This window comes from Micromonospora sp. NPDC049051 (assembly GCF_043197575.1).
Taxonomy (GTDB): Bacteria; Actinomycetota; Actinomycetes; order Mycobacteriales; family Micromonosporaceae; genus Micromonospora.
Genome location: NZ_JBICTL010000001.1, coordinates 197208 through 215827, shown reverse-complemented (window position 1 = coordinate 215827; position 18620 = coordinate 197208). Strand labels below are relative to the sequence as shown.

Genomic DNA, 18620 nt, shown 5'->3' with positions numbered 1-18620 from the left:
CCGGTCCCGCCGCTTCCACCGGGCCGTACGCTCTGCGGTGCGATCGCGTGCGGCCAGTTGACGGGGTGCGGACCGACCATCCGAAGCGGGTAGGGATGACAGGTGCATGACGACGGAAGGTACGACGATCCACGCGTGACCGGGTCAGCGGGCGACCCCGTTTCACGTGAAACCGAATTTCTGAGCTGGCCGCCCGACGGGCCTTCGAACCAGCCGTCCAACCGGAACGTGTCCGCACAGCCGGGCGGCGTCGAGCCGGTCGTGCCGGAGCCCTCCGGGCCAAGGGCCGCACCCGAGGTGCCGCGAGCCAACAACTCGGCGGGCGGTCGGGTGGTTCCCATCCGGCGCAACGCCTCAGCCTCGGTCCGGTTCGAGTCCGCCGTGCCGCAGCAGCCGACCCCGGACTCCGTGCCGGACGCAACCCCCGAACCCGTTTCCGTCACCGACATGTCCGCGCCCCCGGTCGGCTCCCAAGGGGCCGCTGTCGCCGAGGCCGCGTACGTTTCACGTGAAACCCCGACGCGCGAAGAGGATGACCCACCGTTGGCTATGGAGGCGATGCGCGCCGTGCAGATCCTTAATCCGAGTGGCGAGGTGATGATGCCTCGGCCGGAACGGACCCGGGTGATGTGCGTCGCGAACCAGAAGGGCGGCGTAGGAAAGACCACGACGACGGTGAACCTTGCGGTGGCACTCGCCCTGCACGGTAACCGGGTGCTGGTGGTCGACCTGGACCCGCAGGGCAACGCCTCCACGGGGCTGAACGTCCCGCACCACACCGGCGTGCCGGACGTCTACGACTGCCTCATCAACAGCGTGCCGCTGGAGGAGGTAGCCCAGGGCGTCGAGGGCATCCCCAACCTCTGGTGCGTACCGGCGACGATCGACCTCGCCGGCGCGGAGATCGAGCTGGTGTCGGTCGTCGCGCGCGAGTCCCGGCTGTCCCGGGCGATCGAGGCGTACCCGGGCCACTTCGACTACGTCTTCATCGACTGCCCGCCCTCGCTCGGCCTCCTCACGGTCAACGCGCTCGTGGCCGCGCAGGAGGTGCTCATCCCGATCCAGTGCGAGTACTACGCGCTGGAGGGGCTGAACCAGCTGATCAACAACATCAACCTGGTCCGTCAGCACCTCAACCCCAGGCTCGACGTCTCCACCATCCTGCTCACCATGTACGACCGGCGTACCCGGCTGGCCGACGCCGTCGAGCAGGACGTGCGGAACCACTTCGGCGACAAGGTGCTCCAGGCGGTCATCCCCCGCAACGTCCGCGTCTCGGAGGCGCCCAGCTACGGCCAGTCGGTGATGACCTACGATCCGGGATCGCGGGGGGCGACGAGCTACTTCGAAGCCGCCCAGGAGATCGCCGAGCGTGGCGTCAAGGAGCCGGTGGGTCGGAATGCGTAGTGCGGATCAGTCGCTGGGAGGCGTGGCATGAAGAACCGTCCTCGGGGCGGTCTGGGACGGGGCCTGGGGGCCCTCATCCCGACCGGGCCGGCGCCGACCACCGTGGTGGAGTCGGGCCCGATCGCCGAGCCGCCTGCGGCGGTCGAGACGCCGAACGGAGCTGCCGCCGCTCCGTCGACGGAGCCGGTGCCCGCCGCGGCGAGTCCGCTCCCATCGGCGCAGCCTGAGCCGCAGCCCGCGCTCAGCCCCGTGCCGGGTGCCCGGTTCGCCGAGATCCCGGTCGACACCATCGTGCCGAACCCGAAGCAGCCTCGCCAGGTGTTCGACGAGGACGCCCTGGAGGAGCTGAAGACCTCGATCCAGGAGGTCGGCTTCCTCCAGCCGATTGTCGTACGGCAGCTCGACGACGAGAAGTACGAACTGGTCATGGGCGAGCGGCGCTGGCGCGCCGCGCAGGCTGTCGGGCGTGAGCACATCCCGGCGATCGTCCGGGACACCCGCGACGACGCCATGCTCCGCGATGCGCTGCTCGAGAACATCCACCGGGCGAACCTGAACCCGCTGGAAGAAGCCGCCGCATACCAGCAGCTGCTGGACGAGTTCGGTGCCACCCACGAGGAACTCGCCCGACGGATCGGGCGGAGCCGGCCGCAGATCTCGAACACCATCCGGCTGCTGAACCTGCCCGCGCCGGTGCAGAAGCGGGTCGCCGCAGGCGTCCTCTCCGCCGGGCACGCCCGGGCCCTGTTGAGCCTCGACGAGGCCGAGGCGCAGGAGCAGCTCGCACTCCGGATCGTCGCCGAGGGTCTGTCGGTCCGCGCGACCGAGGAGATCGTCGCCCTGGCCCTGAGCGACGGTACGGGCAAGAAGGAAGCGGCCAAGCGCCGCCCGAAGCCGCACGCCCCCGCACTGACGGACCTGGCCGACAAGCTCTCCGACCGGTTCGACACCCGCGTGAAGGTGGACATCGGCCGGAGCAAGGGAAAGATCACGATCGAGTTCGCGACGGTCGACGACCTGGAGCGGATCGTGGACATCATCGGCGTCAGCCAGCAGGAGGAACCGGAGAGCTGAGCGGGCAACCCCTCGGTCGAACTGGCCGGGCCCGACATACTGCCTGCGGGTCGTCCCGGGGACAGCCGCACCGCCTCCGCACGAAACGACAGCACCACCGGCCGCGCGACCTTCCGGGTCGCGCGGCCGTTCCATGTGCGGCAGGCCGAGGCGCTCTTTCCTGGCGGAGGTCAACAAGGAAGCAGGCAGCCAGCCGAGGACCGGCGGGGCGCCAGCGGCCCCGAATGCCCCGGAAGATGGACGACCGCTATTCCGCTCGGGTCCGTAGCCGCCGCCGAATCCCGGGGGGCACGAGATGTCCGCGCCCCGGGCGATCTGCTGTACGCCCTTCTGCGGCGTCCACAGGAGTACCCCCGAGGGGATGGAGGGTTCCCCGCCCACGGCGAGGCTGCGGACCACACAGAGGGCTGCGCCTGCACGCTCATCGAGCGCCCCCGCTCCGTCTTGCTGGTGCGTCATGCGGAGCCGCCCAGATAAACGCCAGTGGCTCTTGCTGAGCTGGAGACGCCGGTGTGACGGCCTTGTTTGACGATCCGGGCTGTGAGCATGAAGCGGCTTAGCCAGGGGCGCGGGTGCTCGCCGGCCACCACGCGGTCATCTCGCAGCACTCCCCAGCATGCTTCTCTGGCTTCAGAAGCACTTGGGGTTTCACGTGAAACCGAGGCACCGTCGCGGTGCTGCTCGACAATCCGGCCGACGCCCAGAGCGAGGACGGACGGGTTTCACGTGAAACCGGCCTCCGTCCGTACTCACGGCCGGCGCACTGAAGGTGCACCGCTGGCGGATTACCACGGTGAGCATCCTGCCCGCGTGCCAAGCGGCGACCGTTACCGCTTCCAGTAGCTGCCATCCAATTAGCCGCAGCCGCTCCAACCAGCCGGCGACCGCGTTGGCCGACCAGAGCTTCGCGGGGCTCCACTGCTGGAGCACTGCTACAGCTGCGCGGGACCCCCCTGCTTCAGATTCGCTCGGGCTGCCACCGCTACAGAATTCGCCGGGGCTGCCGCCGTCCGGGCTCCCACCGCCCGGTTCCGCCGAGAGGCGACCGGTAGCGCCACCGGTGCGTGGCTCGCCAGCGACTGCCGCCGCTGCGGCTTCGCCCGTTCCTCTCGCAAGACGGGCCACCGATTGTCATGCAGATCGAGTCGCCGCTCGTGTTACCAGCTGCCGACGCTTAGCCGACCGAGCGGGGTAGGAAGACCGAGACGTGCCACCCCGCCGGCCGGTGTCCCGGCGGCCCTCTCGCCGGGAGGGCCGTCTCCTCGTTCCGTCGACAGACCTCAGCCAGTGGTCCGGTCCGCTGGGGCACCACCTGGCCGCCGACAGACCTTATGCCGGGTGGTCCGCTGTGCGCAGGGCCGCCGACTCGACGCCCGGGCATGTTCGCCCCTCTTCAGTCACCCCCGGCTCCGCATCTCGTCTCGCGGGCCAACCCGTTGGAGCCGTCGACTCCGGCACACCGTCGCCGTCGTGCAGAGCACCCGCGAGGTGGTCGACCGTCGCGGGGCCGTTCGTGAGCCGCTGCGAGAGGTGCCAACTGCGCCCGTGGCCGTACGTGGGATCGACGCCTGCGACGGGTGGCGGGGTCGCCATCGCGCCCGAAAGTTATCCACAGGAGTTATCCACAGGGTCGCCTGTTTCACGTGAAACCCCGCGTGGAACGGTGTGCCGGCCTGTGGATGACGGCGTGTGTTCGGCTCTCGGCGGTCTGTGGACGACCTGTGGACGGGCCCACTCGCATCGCCCGTACGCCGGCGGGACGAGTGCGCCGCAGCGGTCGATCGGGGTAGGGACAGTTGTGCCCGGAACGGTTAGTGTCAGCGTCGTGCAAGACACCCCTCCCTCCGTTCCGGACTTCACTCAGTGGCCGTCCTTTCCCTTCGAGGGCGACCTTCGCGTCAAGCAACTCGACGAGCCGGTCCCGGTCGAGCCGCCCCGCAAGGGTGAGGGGCACCGGGAGTGCACCGCCTGCACGGCCCCTGACGACGCGTACATCTGGGTGGGCGAGCGATGGCGGGTACGCGCCATGGACCGCCCCACCGGGCTGCCGATGGTGCTGATCCTGGAAAGCCGCTCGCATCTGGATCTCGGCGACCTGCCGAACCTGCTCGCCGCCGAGCTGGGCGTCATGACCGTCCGGCTGGAACGAGCCATCCGGTCCCTCGACGGGGTGGCCCGGGTGCACGTGAACCGATGGGGTGACGGCTCCGCGCACCTGCACATGTGGTTCCTCGCCCGGCCCTACGGTCAGCTCCAGCTGCGGGGGACCTTCCTCTCCCTGTGGGATTCGATCCTGCCGCCCATCTCCGAGGCACGTTGGCGAGAGAATCTCGCCATGGTCGCCGCCTGGCTGGCGGAGTTCGGGGGACGGCCGTTGGCGGAGCCACCGCGCATCCAGTGGCAGGCGCCGTCCAGCTTCACCGGGCATCCGCGGGCCGATGCCGACCCGCCGGCGGGTGAGCCGGTCTCGGTGATCGAGTCCGCCGCGGAGACCCCGCCAGCGGAGGAGCCGGCGGCCGAGGTGCCCGCCGGGGACGCCAGCCGGTCGGACGATTAGACGCCCGCCCGCATTCGCCGGCCAGGCAGTGCGGAAGCGTCAGGGCCGGCGAACGCCGGTGGCGGCGGGACAGCCCTGTCGGTCAGGGGCGCCGGGTCGCGGCGCGGCCCACCAGGGTGCCGATCATCCGGCCGAAGTCCAGTCCGGCGGCCTGGACCGCGAGCGGCAGCAGCGAGGTCTCGGTCATCCCCGGCGAGACGTTCACCTCCAGCACGTGCGGTCGCCCGGCGGAGTCCACGATCAGGTCGACGCGGCTCAGGTCGCGCAGACCCAGCGCGGTGTGCGCGGCCAGCGCGACGTCGGCGACCGCCCCGGCCACCGCCGGCTCCAACCGTGCGGGGGTGTGCCAGGTCGTCCGGCCGGCGGTGTAGCGGGCGGCGTAGTCGTACACCCCGTTGCGGGGCACGATCTCCACCGCAGGCAGGGCCCGCGGCCCGTCACCCAGGTCGACCACGGAGACCGCCACGTCCATGCCGGGCACGTACCGCTCGACCAGCGCCGTCGAGTCGTACGCGAAACAGCCGACCATCGCGGCCGGCAGGGACGCGGCATCCCGGACCACGGCGGCGCCCAACCCCGAACCGCCCTGGGCGGGCTTCACCATGAGCGGCAACCCCAGCCGCTCGACGATCCGGTCGAGCACCGCAACGGCACCCAGCTCGGAGAACCGGTCGTGCGGAAGGGCTACCCAGTCGGGGGTCGGAATGCCCGCCTCGCGGAGCACCGCTTTGGCCGAGGGCTTGTCCCAGGCGAGCCGCGACGCGCGGGCGTCGCACCCCACGTACGGGATGCCGCAGAGGTCCAGCACGCCGCGCAGCGACCCGTCCTCACCGGTGGCGCCGTGCAGCGCGATCACGACGGCGTCCGGCGGGTCGGCGTTCAGGGCCGGCAGCAGCGCCACGTCGGCGTCCCGCAGCTCGGCGTCCACGCCCACTGCGCGCAGCGCGTCGAGCACCCGGCGCCCGGACCGCAGCGAGACGTCGCGTTCGTAGGAGAGCCCGCCGGCGAGCACCAGCACCCGCAGGTCGGCGGTGGTGGCGGAGTCGGTCACGACGGAACGGTCGGCAGCGGTGGGAACCATGCCGGAATCATGCCAAGTCGGGTCCCGGCGTGTCCGCGCCGGCCTGCCCGCGCCGCTTACCGGGGTGGCCGACCGCACCGAACACCCGGCGCATGGCGATGTCCTGCTCCATCACGCCGGCCAGTCGGCGTACGCCCTCGCGGATCCGTTCCGGGGACGGGAAGGAGAAGTTGAGCCGCATGTTGCCGCCGCCGGTGCCGTCGGCGTAGAAGCCGGTGCCCGGCACGTACGCCACCCGGGCGGCGATGGCCCGGGGCATCATCGCCTTGGAGTCGAGGCCGTCGGGCAGGGTCGCCCAGACGAAGAGGCCGCCGCCGGGGGTCGTCCAGGTCGTGCCGGCGGGCATCAGGTCGTCCAGCGCGGTGAGCATCGCGTCGCGTCGCTCCCGGTAGACCTCGCGGTAGACCTTGAGCTGCTCCCGCCAGGGCATGGTGCCGAGGTAGGTGGAGACGGCGGCCTGCGCGTAGCCGCTCGGGCAGAGGATCTGCGCCTCGCTGGCGATGACCAGCTTGTCGCGGACGGCGTGCGGCGCGAGGATCCAGCCGACCCGCAGGCCGGGCGCGAAGGTCTTGGAGAAGGTGCTGAGGTAGAAGACCCCGTCGCGGCGCCGCGCGCGCAGCGGGGCCGGCGCGTCCCCGGAGAAACCCAACTGGCCGTACGGGTCGTCCTCGACCACGAGCAGGCCGGCCCGCTCGCAGATGTCGAGGACCCGCTCCCGCCGCTCCTCGGTCAGGGTCACGCCGGTCGGGTTCTGGTAGGTCGGGATGGTGTAGAGGAACTTGACCCGCCGGCCGGCGCGCGCCTGCTCGGCGATGGCCGCCTCCAGCGCCTCCGGGATCAGCCCGTCGTCGTCCATCGGCACGTGCGCGACCTGTGCCTGGGCGGCCTGGAACACCCCGAGCGCGCCGACATAGGTCGGGCCCTCGGCGAGGACCACGTCCCCCGGATCGAGGAAGAGCCGGGCCACCAGGTCGAGGGCCTGCTGCCCGCCCACGGTGACCACCACGTCGTCCGGGGACGCGCCGCAGGCGGCGTCGATGCCGGAGAGGGCCATCACCTCGCAGATCCGCTCGCGCAGTTCGAGGGTGCCCTGGCCGATGCCGTACTGGAGGGTGGTGGCGCCGTGCTCGGCACCGAGTCGGCCGAGCATCTCGCCGACGGCGTCGAGGGGCAGCGCCGCGATGTAGGGAGCGCCTCCGGCGAGCGAGACGACCTCCGGCCGACTGGCCACCGCGAAGAGCGCGCGGATCTCCGAGGCGGTCATGCCGCGTACGCGGCGGGCGTAGCGGTCGGTGTAGTCGTCGAGCGTCGTGCCGGTCATGACATCACCTCGATGGCTGCTCGGGTGGCTCCCGCCCCGGCGTACCCGGGACACCGGCGACCATGGCGACGCGGGACGCCGGTGCCGATCCTAGTCGCAACCTGCCAGGATGCCAGCGTGACGGTGATCCCCGTCCACATCGCGGACCCGGACCCGGCGCCCCGGGTGTCCCGGCGGAAGGGGCATTCGCGCGTCCCCTCCCGCGGCGTCCGTTTGCGGCGTACGATCGCTCGTCGGGGGGCAGGAAGGCGGCGTTGTCGTTCCATGCCGTTCTCACCTCCGAGCCTAGTGTGGGGATGCACCAATGTCGCGACGTCTGGTCAGTCTGACCCTGGACACCCTGGAGGACCTGCCCCGTCCGTGCCGGCAGTGCGTCTACTGGGAGCTTGATCCGGTTTCGGCGGACCGGGCCTGCGCCGCGGGCGACCCGGGGCTGGAGAAGGAGGCCTGGGTCTCGCAGACGCTGCTGGAGTGGGGCTCCTGCGGCAAGCTCGTCTACGTCGACGGCATGCCGGCAGGCTTCGTCCTGTACGCCCCACCGGCCTACGTGCCGCGCTCGATGGCCTTCCCCACGTCTCCGGTCTCCGCCGACGCCGCGCTGCTGATGACGGCCAACGTGGTGCCCGCCTTCGCCGGCGGCGGGCTGGGGCGGATGCTGGTCCAGGGCGTCGCCCGGGACCTCACCAAGCGCGGCATCAAGGCGATCGAGGCCTTCGGCGACGCCAAGTTCGGCGACGCGGCCGACCCCGCCGGTGCCTGCGTCGCCCCGGCCGACTTCTTCCTCTCCGTGGGCTTCAAGACGGTACGCCCGCACCCGCGCTACCCCAGGCTGCGGCTGGAGCTGCGTACGGCGCTGAGCTGGAAGTCCGACGTCGAGTACGCGTTGGAGAAGCTGCTCGGCTCGATGAGTCCCGAGACGCTGCTGCGTCCGGTCCGCCCGGCCCCCGCCACCCGTACGACCGCCGGCTGACTCGGCAACGGGCGACTCCGGGAGCGGCGGAGGCTCAGTCCACCACCGTGCCGGCGGCCACCACCGCCCGCAGTTCGCTGACGTCGATCGAGCCGGTGGGGACGTCCCGCTCGATGGGGAAGTACATCCGCTGCACGGCGGCGACGATCGCCTCCACCACCCGGTCGCGGAAGCGGGGATCGGTCAGCCGTGCCCGGTCGGCGGGCGAGGTGAGGTAGCCGACCTCGATGCGTACGGCCGGCATCCGGGTCAGCCGGAGCAGGTCCCACGCCTTCGCGTGCGTGCGGCAGTCGAGCAGGCCGGTGCGGGCGACGATCTCCCGCTGCACCAGCCCGGCCAGCCGCTCCCCGGTCGCCGAGGTCACCCCGTTGTCGGTGCCGTAGTGATAGGTCGCCACCCCCTCCGCCTCCGGGTTGGCGTGCCCGTCGGCGTGCAGCGAGATGAACACGTCGGCGCCGAGCGAGTTGGCCAGCTCCGCCCGCCGGTCGTCGGGCAGGCACTCCTCGGGGGCCGGCCCGCGGGTGAGCTGCACCCGGACGCCGGAGGCGGCGAGCCGGCCCTCCAGCCGGCTGGCCAGGTCGTGCACGAGATCCGCCTCGGTCCACCGCAGCGCCCCGTCCGGCACCACCACGCCCGGGTCGGTGCCCCCGTGCCCGGGGTCGATGACGACGGTCCGGCCCACCAGCGTCGGGCCGGACTGCCGGATGGCGTCGGACTCGCGCAGCCACTGCGGGCGCCCTCCGACGACCTTGCGACCGAGCCGGCGCAGCGCGTTCGTGGTGTGCGGGCCGCACGAGCCGTCGGGCGTCAGCCCGACCTCGCGTTGGAACTGCGCGACCGCACGCGCGGTCCGTACGCCGTAGATGGCGTCCGCGCGCCCCACGTCGTACCCCATCTCCAGCAGCCGTTCCTGGAGCGAGCGGACGTCCTCACCGGTGAGCGGTTCCGGGACGGCGTGGTAGAGCGTGCGGGCGCCGAGCCGCCAGCGGGCGGCGTCCAGGGCCCGCCAGGTCTCCGCACCGACCCGACCGTCGACGCTGAGCCCCCGGGACTGCTGGAAGGCCCGCACGGCCCGTTCGGTGTGCGGGTCGAACTCGTCGGCGTCCGGCGCCGTCGGAACGAGGAGGTCGAGACCGGCCAGCACCGTACGGATCTCGGTGACGGCGGGTCCACGGTCACCGGGTCGGATCGGACGCACGCACGACCCCCTCTGCACGGACGGTTGCTGGCCGGGCGGCCCCGGGTTGAGGTTATGCGGTCCGGGGCGATCCGGGGGCGGTACGTCGGGAAAACGCGTCGACCCCGTGCCCGCCGGAGCGGGTACGGGGTCGACGCGGGTCGGTGCTGCTCAGAGCGCCGATTCGATGAGCCTGACGAGTTCGCCCTTCGGCTTGGCGCCGGCGATCGACTGCACCGGCTCGCCGTTCTTGAAGACGGTGAGGGTCGGCACCGACATCACGCGGTAGGCGCGGGCGGTCTCCGGGTTCTCGTCGATGTTGAGCTTGACGATGGTGACCTGGTCGCCCATCTCGCCGGCGATCTCCTCCAGCAGCGGCGACACCTTGCGGCACGGGCCGCACCACTCGGCCCAGAAGTCCACCAGAACCGGCTTGTCGGACTTCAGCACGTCAGCGGCGAAACTCGCGTCGGTGACCGACTTCGTTGCTCCCACTATGACCCTCCTCCGGGGGATGTGTTCGGTTGTTCAGCCCTGCAGCGTGGCGATGAAGCGCTCGGCGTCCAGGGCGGCGGCACACCCCGTGCCGGCGGCGGTGATCGCCTGCCGGTAGGTGTGGTCCACCACGTCGCCGGCGGCGAAGACACCGGGCACGCTGGTGCGGGTGCTGGGTGCCTCGACCTTCACGTAGCCCTCGTCGTCCAGCTCCACCTGGTCCCGGAAGAGCTCGCTGCGCGGGTCGTGGCCGATGGCGACGAAGACGCCGGTGACGTCGAGGACCTTGGACTCGCCGGTGTGCGTGTTGCGCACCCGTACCCCGCACACCTTGCCGTCGTCGCCGAGGATCTCCTCGACCACGGTGTTCCACTCGACCTTGATCTTCTCGTTGCTCAGCGCCCGCTCGGCCATGATCTTGCTGGCGCGGAACGAGTCCCGGCGGTGGATGATGGTGACCGAGTCGGCGAACCGGGTGAGGAAGCTGGCCTCCTCCATCGCCGAGTCGCCGCCGCCCACGACCACGATGTGCTGGTTGCGGAAGAAGAAGCCGTCGCAGGTCGCGCAGGACGAGACGCCGTGGCCCAGGTACTCCTGCTCACCGGGTACGCCGAGCGGACGCCACGCGGAGCCGGTGGCGAGGATGACGGCCCTGGCCCGGTACGCGGTCTGGCCCACCCAGACGGTGCTGACGGCGTCGGAGCCGAGGCTGCCGGTGTCCTTCAGCTCGACCCGCGTCACGTCGTCGGTGAGGAACTCCGCCCCGAACCGTTCCGCCTGCTTGCGCATGTTGTCCATCAGCTCGGGACCGAGGATGCCGTCGGCGAATCCGGGGAAGTTCTCCACCTCGGTGGTGGTCATCAGCGCACCGCCGGACTGCACGCCCTCGATGATGAGCGGCTTGAGGTTGGCGCGCGCCGCGTAGACCGCCGCCGTGTAACCGGCTGGCCCGGAGCCGATGATGATCAGGTTGCGGACCTCGTCCACTGCCGTCTCCCGATTGTGTTGTTCGCCATCGGCGCGCACCGATGTCGATCCGATGCCGACGCCCCTCGCGGTGCCGGCAGTCTGATGTGCAGAACGTCATCGTACGAACCGGGGATTCCCGAGCCGGTCATCCGGTGGGTCAGGTCACGTGAACGGTCAAACGCCCGGGACCCGCGAATTCACCCTACCCGCGTGCGGTAGCGGCTGTCCGAGCCGGACCCGGGCACACCGCACTCCGGTCCGCTCGCCCAGGCCCAGTGCGCTCCCGTGACGTCGGTGAACCGCACGATCAGCGCCGGTCGGCCCTGGAAGCGGGCGTAGTCCACCACCTCGACCACCAGCGGGCCCTGGCCGTGTTCGGCCTTGATCTCGCCGATGCAGGCGCCCAGCGCGGCCGGGTCGGTGAGCCGGTCGAGCCCGACGGCGGAGCTGGGCACCCGCCCGCCCTCGGCCTGGACGCCGGGCTGCTGCACGGGCGGGTCGCCGGCGAACGGCCGTGACTTCGGCGACGGCACGAGGGCGGCCAGGGACTCCGGCGTGTAGTCCGTCCCGCTGCGTACCGACGGCTCGCCGGAGATCCGGAAGGGCGTGGCGCCGGCGTCCTCACGGTGCGTGGTGCCGGGCAACGCCGAGTCCGCGGCTCCGTCCGTCTGCTGGTCCCTGACGAACTGGTTGACGCCGAGCCCGACCGCCGCTATCGACACGGCGGCCAGCGCGACCGGCCCGGCCAGCCGGGTCCAGCGGCGCCGCCGTCGACCCGGCCCGGTGCCCCCGCCGGGCCCCGGCTCCGACCGGGGTACGCCGGCCGGACGCCGACCGGACCCGCCGAGCGGCTGCGTCGGCAGCGGACCGGTGCCCGTCCTGACCGGGGGCTGTCCCTTGGCCGGCTGTGCCTCGGTGGGCTCCCCGTCGTGTTCCGCCCCCGGTCCGTCCGGCGTCGCGGGGTCCGGCTCGGATCGGCTCAGCTCGGAGTACGCGGGATCGGCTGCGGTGGCGTGGGCCAGCGCGGCGACGAGCCGGTCGGCGACGTCGGCCGGCATCTCGGGCGCGGCGGAGCCCCAGGCGGCCAGGTCCGCGCGGACGTCCGCAACGGCCGGGGCCAGCAGCGCGTACGCCTGCGCCCAGTCCTCGTTCTCGTCGACGAGTCGGGCGACGAGATCCTCCTCGGGCGTGCCGACCAGCGCCCCGCCGAGGTAGTCGGCGAGCAGGTCGTGGTCGACCTCCCTGAACCCCCCGGTCGTCACGCGTCCTCCTGGTGGACATCCCGCCGGGACCGTCCCGACCCCGATGGGACGCCCTCGGGCGACCGCGGGTTCCCTCGGGTGACGGCCGGCACGTTCTGTCTCGTGGCCGGGGTCCGCTCCGCCCGTTGTGGGCCGGACTGTGCCTCCGGTCGCGGGGCGGGGCGGGGGCGCAGGTGGCCGAGTTGCGCCGCCAGGCGGGCCCGGCCCCGGGCGCACCGGCTCTTGACCGTCCCCTCGGCGACGCCGAGGATCAGGGCCACCTCCGCAACGGGATAGCCCTGCACGTCGACCAGGATCAGCGCCGCCCGCTGCTCGGGGGGCAGCTCGGCGAGCGCCTGCCGGACCACGAGCGCGGTGTCGTGGTCCTGTACGGGCGCCGCCGGCTCGATGCCCCCGGTGCCGGACTCGGTGTCGCGTACCCCGTCCGGCAGCGGCACCGTGGGGTGCGCCTGGCGGCGGCGGACCCGGTCCAGGCAGGCGTTCACGACGATGCGGTGCAGCCAGGTGGTGACAGCGGAGTCGCCCCGGAACCGGCCGGCTGCCCGGTGGGCGGAGAGCAGGGCGTCCTGGAGGGCGTCGGCGGCCTCCTCGCGGTCGCCGAGCGTGCGCAGGGCCACCGCCCAGAGCCGGTCCCGGTGCCGGTGGAACAGCTCGGTGAAGGCGTGCGGGTCACCGGCGACGTGGGCGTGCAGGAGATCGAGGTCCGCCGCCCCGGCCGGCGGCACCGACGAGACCGGTGGACCTGCCGGTCCACCGGTCGTCCGTTCCCCGCGTACGCCCATCACCACGTCCGGTGGATGCGGTGCCCGGAGCGCGGTGGCCGCCTCACGACCCCTGGACCGTGATCTCCTGGACGCCGAGCTTGTAGCCGCCGTCGCTCGGCGGCAGCTCGGTGATCCAGAACAGCAGGTAGCGGTACTTCTGGTCGGCGTTGAAGCCGTTGAAGGTCATCTTGGTGCCCTCGTGCTCCTCGAACGGCTGGCCGATCGCGGTCTTCTTGTAGTCCGCGAAGAGCTGCGCGTCACCGGAGGACGACGACGGCTGGTCGGTGGTGCCGGCGTAGAGCTGGGCGGAGGCGCCCCGGGCGGACAGCAGCACCTGCACGGACTTCACCGTGTGCTCGCCACCGAGGTCGATCCAGACGCCCATGCCCTGCTTGATGTTGCCGAAGTTGGCGCGCCCCCGGTAGGTCTGGGTCTCCCAGCCCTCGTCCTCGTTGCCGTCGAAGACCTTGTCGGCGTTGCGGACCTCGGTGCGGTCGCCCTGGGGGTCGATGATCCGGGCGGCGTTGATCTTCAAGGGCCCGGCCGTGACGGCGGCCGGGGTGGCGTCGTCGCCGGCGGGTGCGCTCGACGAGGGCGCGGCGACCGGGTTGGTCTGGGGGTCGTCGTCACCGCCCCGCAGGGTGGTGATGCCGATCAGCAGACCGACCAGGGCGACCGCCAGCAGGCCCGCGATGCCGATCGCGACCTTGCGTCCGCCGGCGGCGGCCAGCGGCGACGGCTCCTCGCCGGTGTCGGCCGTGAAGCGCAGCGGGCCGGCGCTCTCCAGGAACTGCTCGTCGGCCGGCACGTCCAGTCGGGCCAGCTCGGCCGCGAGCACGTCCGACGAGGGCGGCTCGATCTCGGCGTCGAGCAGGTCCATGGTGAGGTCGTCGAGGTACGCCGGCACGCCCGCCCGGACCTGCCGGGGGGCGGCGATCGCGCCGGCCGCGTCGCGGACGGCGTCGGAGATGGCGGCCCTGCCGTGGCCGGCGGTGGCGCCCCGCAGCGGGGCCTCGGCGTGCGGCCAGTGCCCGGTCAGGGCGAAGTAGAGGATCCCGCCGATCGCGCGGACGTCGCTCTGCTGGCTGTCGGCGCCGTCGGTACGCGCGTCGGCCAGCACCACCCGGCCGTCGTCGCTGATCATCACGGTGCCGGGATGGACGTTGCCGTGCACCATGCCGGTGGCGTGCACGGCGGCGAGGGCGCTGGCGACCGCGTTGCCGATGGTGGTGGCGCGGGCCGGGTCCAACGGACCGTCGGCGACCAGCTCGCGCAGCGACTGCCCGTCGACCCACTCGCGCACCACGTACGCCCGCTCGGCCTCGTCGATCGCGTCGTAGACGCCGACCAGGTTGGGGTGGATGACGCGGCTGGCCGCGACGGCACCCTGGAGCATCTCGGTGGCCGAGTCGCCACCCGGATAGCGCAGCACGACCGCGACCGGACGGCGCAGGATGACGTCGACCCCGCGCCAGACCAGCCGACCCGCGCTGTCGTTGTTGATGTGCTCGACCAGCTCGTAACGCTCGGCGAGGATCTCACCGGCCGTGGGAGCACCGAAGGTCATGACCTGAGGAGCGCTCTCCTCCGCCTCCTGACCTTCGCCGACCTGGGTCACCCGTCCTCCCTCGGTGATCGTGTCGATCGATGGACCCGCGCTGCTGGGCATGTGGCTTCCCGCTCTGCCTTCGAAGGAACCGGCCGACCGGTGTCGACGCGGAGCGTCGGCGCCTGCCGTACCCGTCGAGAGCGACCTTACCCGGGTTGGCCGTCTCCCCGACATGTCATCTTCGCGCCGCTCCCGGGCCGAGCTGCCGGCAGGCGACCGGCTTGTCCGGTTGCGCCCGTTGTCAGCCACGTTGCTGGCACATGTACTGGCCAATCTAGAGGTTGACCGCAAGCACCCGGAGGGAGGGGCCGGCTTGTGCGGCGATCGCGCCGACGCCGCCGGGTTCCCGCCGACCGGGCGACCATGCTCAGCCGTACGGCTGGTTATCCACAGGCCGGTTCGGTGGTTGAGCGGTGAATCGCTGAGTTATCCACAGGCGCATCCCCAGGCTGGTGATCCTCGTTCACAGAGAGTGCAGTCCGTCCGCACGCTGCCCGCGCCACCCGTCGGACGGGTATCGGTCAGCGGCCGCCCAACCGGCGCCGGACCATGCCCACGACCTCGGTGATCTCGCCGATCCGCAGGACCATCGCCAGCCCGAGGTACGTCCCGCCGATCACCGCGCCGCCGATCACCAGCTGCCCGACGGCCTCCAGGCGACTCGGCGTGTCGTCGCCGGGCAGCAGCTTGACCACGATCAGGCCGACCACCGCCGCGCCGAGCGCCGCGACCAGGACCCGGCCGCCGGTCCGCATGATCTCGCCGAGGCCGATGCGACCCACCCGGGGGCGGAGCAGCCAGGCGGAGGCGATCGCGGCAGCCAGGTAGGAGACGGTGTTGCCGATCATCATGCCGGCGCCGGCGAAGCTTGCCGAGAAGACCACGAAGAGCACGATCTGCACCCCGATGCGCAGCGCCACCACCGGAATGTTGATCAGCGCCGGGGTGCGGGTGTCCGGGAGGGCGTAGAAGGCGAACGTGAAGAGCTGGCTGACCGCGAACGGCACCAGGGCGAGCGCGGCGGCGAGCAGTACCACCGAGGTGGCGGTGGCGTTGTCCGCGCTGAAGGCTCCGACCCGGAACAGGGTGAACGCGATCGGGGTGGCGAGCACGGCGTAGCAGACCGCGACCGGCGCGAGCACAGCGGTCACCATCCGGGTCCCCCGGGACAGGTCGGCGGCCAGGTCGGCGTACCGGCCGTCGGCGGCGGCGGCGCTCATCCGGGGCATCAACGCAGTGATGATCGAGACGGCGATGATGCCGTGCGCCATCATCAGCAGCAGGAAGACGTTGTTGTAGATCAGCGGGCCGGCGGCGCTCTCCCGGCCGGCCTGGTTCAGCAGGTTGAACAGCACGATCAAACCGATCTGGCTGACCGCGACGTAGCAGAACATCCACGCCCCGAGGCGGCCCAGCTCGCGCAGGCCCAGCTCGCGGAAGTCGAAGCGCAGCTTCCAGCGGAAGCCGACCTTGCGCAGCGCCGGCAGCAGTCCGGCCACCTGGATCGCCACGCCGAGCAGGGTGCCGCCGCCGATCAGCAGGATCCGCCCGGTGGTCATCTCGCCTGGCTTGACGATCTTCGCCCCGAAGATGGCGATGTAGAGGCCGGCGGTGGCGATCACCACGAGGTTGTTCAGGATCGGCGCCCACATCGGGGCGGCGAAGTGGCCCCGGGTGTTGAGCACCGCGCTGATCAGCGCGCTCAGCCCGGAGAAGAAGATGATCGGCAGCATCAGGCGACTCAGCGCCGTGACCAGCTGCGAGTAGTCGCCGGTCGACTCGCCGCTGCCGTAGAGCGTGGTCAGCTGGGTGGCGAAGAGGACGGCGAGCAGGGCCGCCGCGCCGAGGGCGAGCAGCGCGAGGGTGAGCAGCCGCTGGGCGTACGCCTGACCGCCGTCGGCGTCGGCCTTGCGGCGGCGTACCAGCACCGGGATCAGCACGCTGGTGAGCACGCCGCCGAGCAGGAACTCGTAGACCATCCCGGGCAGGATCTGCGCGGTCGTGTACGCGTCACCGACCAGCGCGCCGCCGAGCGCCGCCGCGATCACCAGGTTGCGCAGGAAGCCCGTACCCCGGCTGACGAGGCTGCCGATCGCCATCACCGCGCTGTTGGTCGCGGCGCTGGCCTCGCCGACCTGCTCCTGCGGCGGCGCGGTCGACTCCAGGGCCGGCTGGTTGAGCGGCTCGGCGGAGATGAACGTGGCGCCGTCCGACGGCCGGCCGGGCGCGGCGCCGCCCTGGGCGGCGTTCGCGCTGCGGTAGAGACCGCCGCTCATCTTGTCGCCTCCAAGGCAGAGAGGTACGTCGCGGCCGGGGCCCGGCCCGCACGCAACAGACGATAGTCAACGGGCACCCGTTACCCGCGCCCGGCGGACCGCATCCCCGCCGGGACCGATAGTCTGGCGCTCCCATGTCCGAAGCCTCCGCTCCCCACGCCGCCGACCGCCGCGAACTCACCGCCGCGCAGCGCAACGCCGTCGCCGAACTGCTCCGAGTCTCGCCGGTCGCCGACGAGCTGGGCCGCCGGTTCGCCCGGGCCGGCCACGAGCTGCACCTGGTGGGCGGTTCGGTACGCGACGCCCTGCTCGGCCGCCTCGGCGACGACCTCGACTTCTGCACCGACGCCCACCCCGACGAGACCCTGCGTGTCGTACGCGGCTGGGCCGAGTCGATCTGGGAGACCGGCCGGGAGTTCGGCACCATCGGATGCCAGCGCGACGGCCTGCGGCTGGAGATCACCACCTTCCGCGCCGAGTCGTACGACCAGGTCAGCCGCAACCCGATCGTCGAGTACGGCACCGACCTCGCCGAGGACCTGCGGCGGCGTGACTTCACCATCAACGCGATGGCGGTCAGCCTGCCCGAGCACCGGTTCACCGATCCGCACGGCGGGCTGGACGACCTCGCCGCCAAGGTGATCCGCACCCCGGGCACCCCGGCGGAGTCGTTCGGCGACGACCCGCTGCGGATGCTGCGCGCGGCCCGCTTCGCCGCCCAACTGCGCTTCGCGGTGCACCCCGACGCGTACGCGGCGATGACCCGGATGGCGCGCGACCTGGACCGGATCACGGCCGAGCGGATCCGCGACGAGTTCACCAAGCTGCTCTGCGGCGCGGACCCGATCACGGGGCTGCGGCTGCTGGTCGACACCGGCCTCGCCGAGCGCTTCCTGCCGGAGTTGACCGGGCTCAAGCTGGAGATCGACGAGCACGCCCAGCACAAGGACGTCTACGAGCACACCCTCACCGTGGTGAGCAACGCCGTCTCGTACGAGACCGAGGGGCCGGACTTCATCCTGCGGATGGCCGCGCTGATGCACGACGTCGGCAAGCCGGCGACGAAGGCGGTGGGCTCGGACGGCCGGGTCAGCTTCCACCACCACGAGGTGGTCGGCGCCCGGCTCACCAAGGCCCGGATGAAGGCGCTGCGGTACCCCAAGGAGATCACCTCCAAGGTCACCGCGCTGGTCGCGCTGCACCTGCGCTTCTACGGCTACGGCCGGGGCGAGTGGACCGACTCGGCGGTGCGCCGCTACGTCGCCGACGCCGGTGACCTGCTGCCGCGCCTGCACAAGCTGACCCGCTCGGACTGCACCACCCGCAACCGGCGCAAGGCGGCCCAACTCGCCGCCGACTACGACGCGCTGGAGGAGCGGATCGCCCGGATCGCCGCCGAGGAGGACCTGGCGCGCGTCCGGCCCGACCTGGACGGCAACGCCATCATGGAGCTGCTGGGCGTACCGCCGGGGCCCGTGGTCGGCCAGGCCTGGAAGCACCTCAAGGAGCTGCGCCTGGAGCGCGGCCCGCTGGACCGCGACGAGGCCGAGGCGGAGCTGCTGCGCTGGGCCCGCGAAGAGGGCATCGTCGGATAGCGCGGCCGGGTGCCGTGGGATACGCCGGCAGCGGCGGCACGGCCCCGCACGGGAAGGGCGCCG

13 protein-coding genes and 1 pseudogene are annotated in these 18620 nt (G+C 72.1%); 5 read left to right on the top strand and 9 right to left on the bottom strand.

Translation table 11 applies throughout. The annotated features are described in order from the left end of the window. Window positions 1-102: 102 nt before the first annotated feature. The 3 genes and pseudogenes from ACGFIR_RS01020 to ACGFIR_RS01010 form a co-directional block, all read left to right on the top strand. Window positions 103-1407 carry an AAA family ATPase gene (locus ACGFIR_RS01020; RefSeq protein WP_393142528.1) on the top strand — a complete coding sequence of 435 codons (1305 nt, stop codon included), beginning with the start codon at window positions 103-105 and terminating at the stop codon, window positions 1405-1407. Window positions 1408-1434: 27 nt separating this feature from the next. Then, window positions 1435-2481 (top strand): ParB/RepB/Spo0J family partition protein, encoded by a 1047-nt coding sequence (locus ACGFIR_RS01015; RefSeq protein ID WP_393005174.1) that lies wholly within the window; start codon window positions 1435-1437, stop codon window positions 2479-2481. Between the two features lie 1825 nt (window positions 2482-4306). After that, window positions 4307-5032: pseudogene (locus ACGFIR_RS01010) on the top strand (hypothetical protein); the annotation flags it as partial. An 88-nt stretch (window positions 5033-5120) separates the two neighbouring features. On the opposite strand, the gene ACGFIR_RS01005 reads toward ACGFIR_RS01010, so the two are convergent. Further along, window positions 5121-6119, bottom strand: coding sequence for a D-alanine--D-alanine ligase (locus ACGFIR_RS01005; protein ID WP_393142526.1), 999 nt, complete (start codon window positions 6117-6119; stop codon window positions 5121-5123). 7 nt (window positions 6120-6126) lie between these two features. Then, complete coding sequence (locus tag ACGFIR_RS01000) at window positions 6127-7440, bottom strand: PLP-dependent aminotransferase family protein (protein ID WP_393005178.1); 1314 nt, start codon at window positions 7438-7440, stop codon at window positions 6127-6129. 304 nt (window positions 7441-7744) lie between these two features. Between ACGFIR_RS01000 and ACGFIR_RS00995 the strand changes: the two genes are divergently transcribed. Continuing rightward, on the top strand, window positions 7745-8410 hold the full coding sequence (locus tag ACGFIR_RS00995) for a GNAT family N-acetyltransferase (RefSeq protein ID WP_393005180.1): 666 nt from the start codon (window positions 7745-7747) through the stop codon (window positions 8408-8410). Window positions 8411-8444: 34 nt separating this feature from the next. On the opposite strand, the gene ACGFIR_RS00990 is transcribed toward ACGFIR_RS00995, so the two are convergent. From ACGFIR_RS00990 to murJ, 7 genes are all read right to left on the bottom strand, one after another. Continuing rightward, window positions 8445-9608: an N-acetylmuramoyl-L-alanine amidase gene (locus ACGFIR_RS00990; RefSeq protein ID WP_393005182.1), complete on the bottom strand. Its 1164-nt coding sequence runs from the start codon at window positions 9606-9608 to the stop codon at window positions 8445-8447. 150 nt (window positions 9609-9758) lie between these two features. Continuing rightward, window positions 9759-10082 carry a thioredoxin gene (trxA, locus tag ACGFIR_RS00985; protein ID WP_132235478.1) on the bottom strand — a complete coding sequence of 108 codons (324 nt, stop codon included), beginning with the start codon at window positions 10080-10082 and terminating at the stop codon, window positions 9759-9761. 33 nt (window positions 10083-10115) lie between these two features. Next, window positions 10116-11069 (bottom strand): thioredoxin-disulfide reductase, encoded by a 954-nt coding sequence (trxB, locus tag ACGFIR_RS00980; RefSeq protein WP_393005184.1) that lies wholly within the window; start codon window positions 11067-11069, stop codon window positions 10116-10118. 179 nt (window positions 11070-11248) lie between these two features. Next, on the bottom strand, window positions 11249-12313 hold the full coding sequence (locus ACGFIR_RS00975; RefSeq protein WP_393142524.1) for a hypothetical protein: 1065 nt from the start codon (window positions 12311-12313) through the stop codon (window positions 11249-11251). Continuing rightward, window positions 12310-13095 carry an RNA polymerase sigma factor SigM gene (sigM, locus tag ACGFIR_RS00970; protein ID WP_393005188.1) on the bottom strand — a complete coding sequence of 262 codons (786 nt, stop codon included), beginning with the start codon at window positions 13093-13095 and terminating at the stop codon, window positions 12310-12312. Before sigM ends, ACGFIR_RS00975 begins: the two co-directional genes overlap by 4 nt. Window positions 13096-13138: 43 nt before the next feature. After that, complete coding sequence (locus ACGFIR_RS00965) at window positions 13139-14746, bottom strand: protein kinase family protein (protein WP_393005190.1); 1608 nt, start codon at window positions 14744-14746, stop codon at window positions 13139-13141. Window positions 14747-15207: 461 nt separating this feature from the next. Continuing rightward, entirely contained in the window at window positions 15208-16962 is a 1755-nt protein-coding gene (gene murJ, locus ACGFIR_RS00960; protein WP_393142522.1) for a murein biosynthesis integral membrane protein MurJ, read from the bottom strand. A gap of 134 nt (window positions 16963-17096) precedes the next feature. On the opposite strand from murJ, the gene ACGFIR_RS00955 reads away from it, so the two are divergent. Continuing rightward, window positions 17097-18557, top strand: a complete 1461-nt coding sequence (locus ACGFIR_RS00955; RefSeq protein WP_393005194.1) for a CCA tRNA nucleotidyltransferase — start codon at window positions 17097-17099, stop codon at window positions 18555-18557. Window positions 18558-18620 lie beyond the last annotated feature (63 nt).

Excerpts from the sequence above, each read along its gene's own strand:
- ACGFIR_RS01015 (WP_393005174.1), top strand. The coding sequence starts at position 1,435 with ATGAAGAACCGTCCTCGGGGCGGTCTGGGACGGGGCCTGGGGGCCCTC.
- ACGFIR_RS01005 (WP_393142526.1), bottom strand. The coding sequence starts at position 6,119 with ATGGTTCCCACCGCTGCCGACCGTTCCGTCGTGACCGACTCCGCCACC.
- ACGFIR_RS01000 (WP_393005178.1), bottom strand. The coding sequence starts at position 7,440 with ATGACCGGCACGACGCTCGACGACTACACCGACCGCTACGCCCGCCGC.
- ACGFIR_RS00995 (WP_393005180.1), top strand. The coding sequence starts at position 7,745 with ATGTCGCGACGTCTGGTCAGTCTGACCCTGGACACCCTGGAGGACCTG.
- sigM (WP_393005188.1), bottom strand. The coding sequence starts at position 13,095 with ATGGGCGTACGCGGGGAACGGACGACCGGTGGACCGGCAGGTCCACCG.
- ACGFIR_RS00965 (WP_393005190.1), bottom strand. The coding sequence starts at position 14,746 with ATGCCCAGCAGCGCGGGTCCATCGATCGACACGATCACCGAGGGAGGA.
- murJ (WP_393142522.1), bottom strand. The coding sequence starts at position 16,962 with ATGAGCGGCGGTCTCTACCGCAGCGCGAACGCCGCCCAGGGCGGCGCC.
- ACGFIR_RS00955 (WP_393005194.1), top strand. The coding sequence starts at position 17,097 with ATGTCCGAAGCCTCCGCTCCCCACGCCGCCGACCGCCGCGAACTCACC.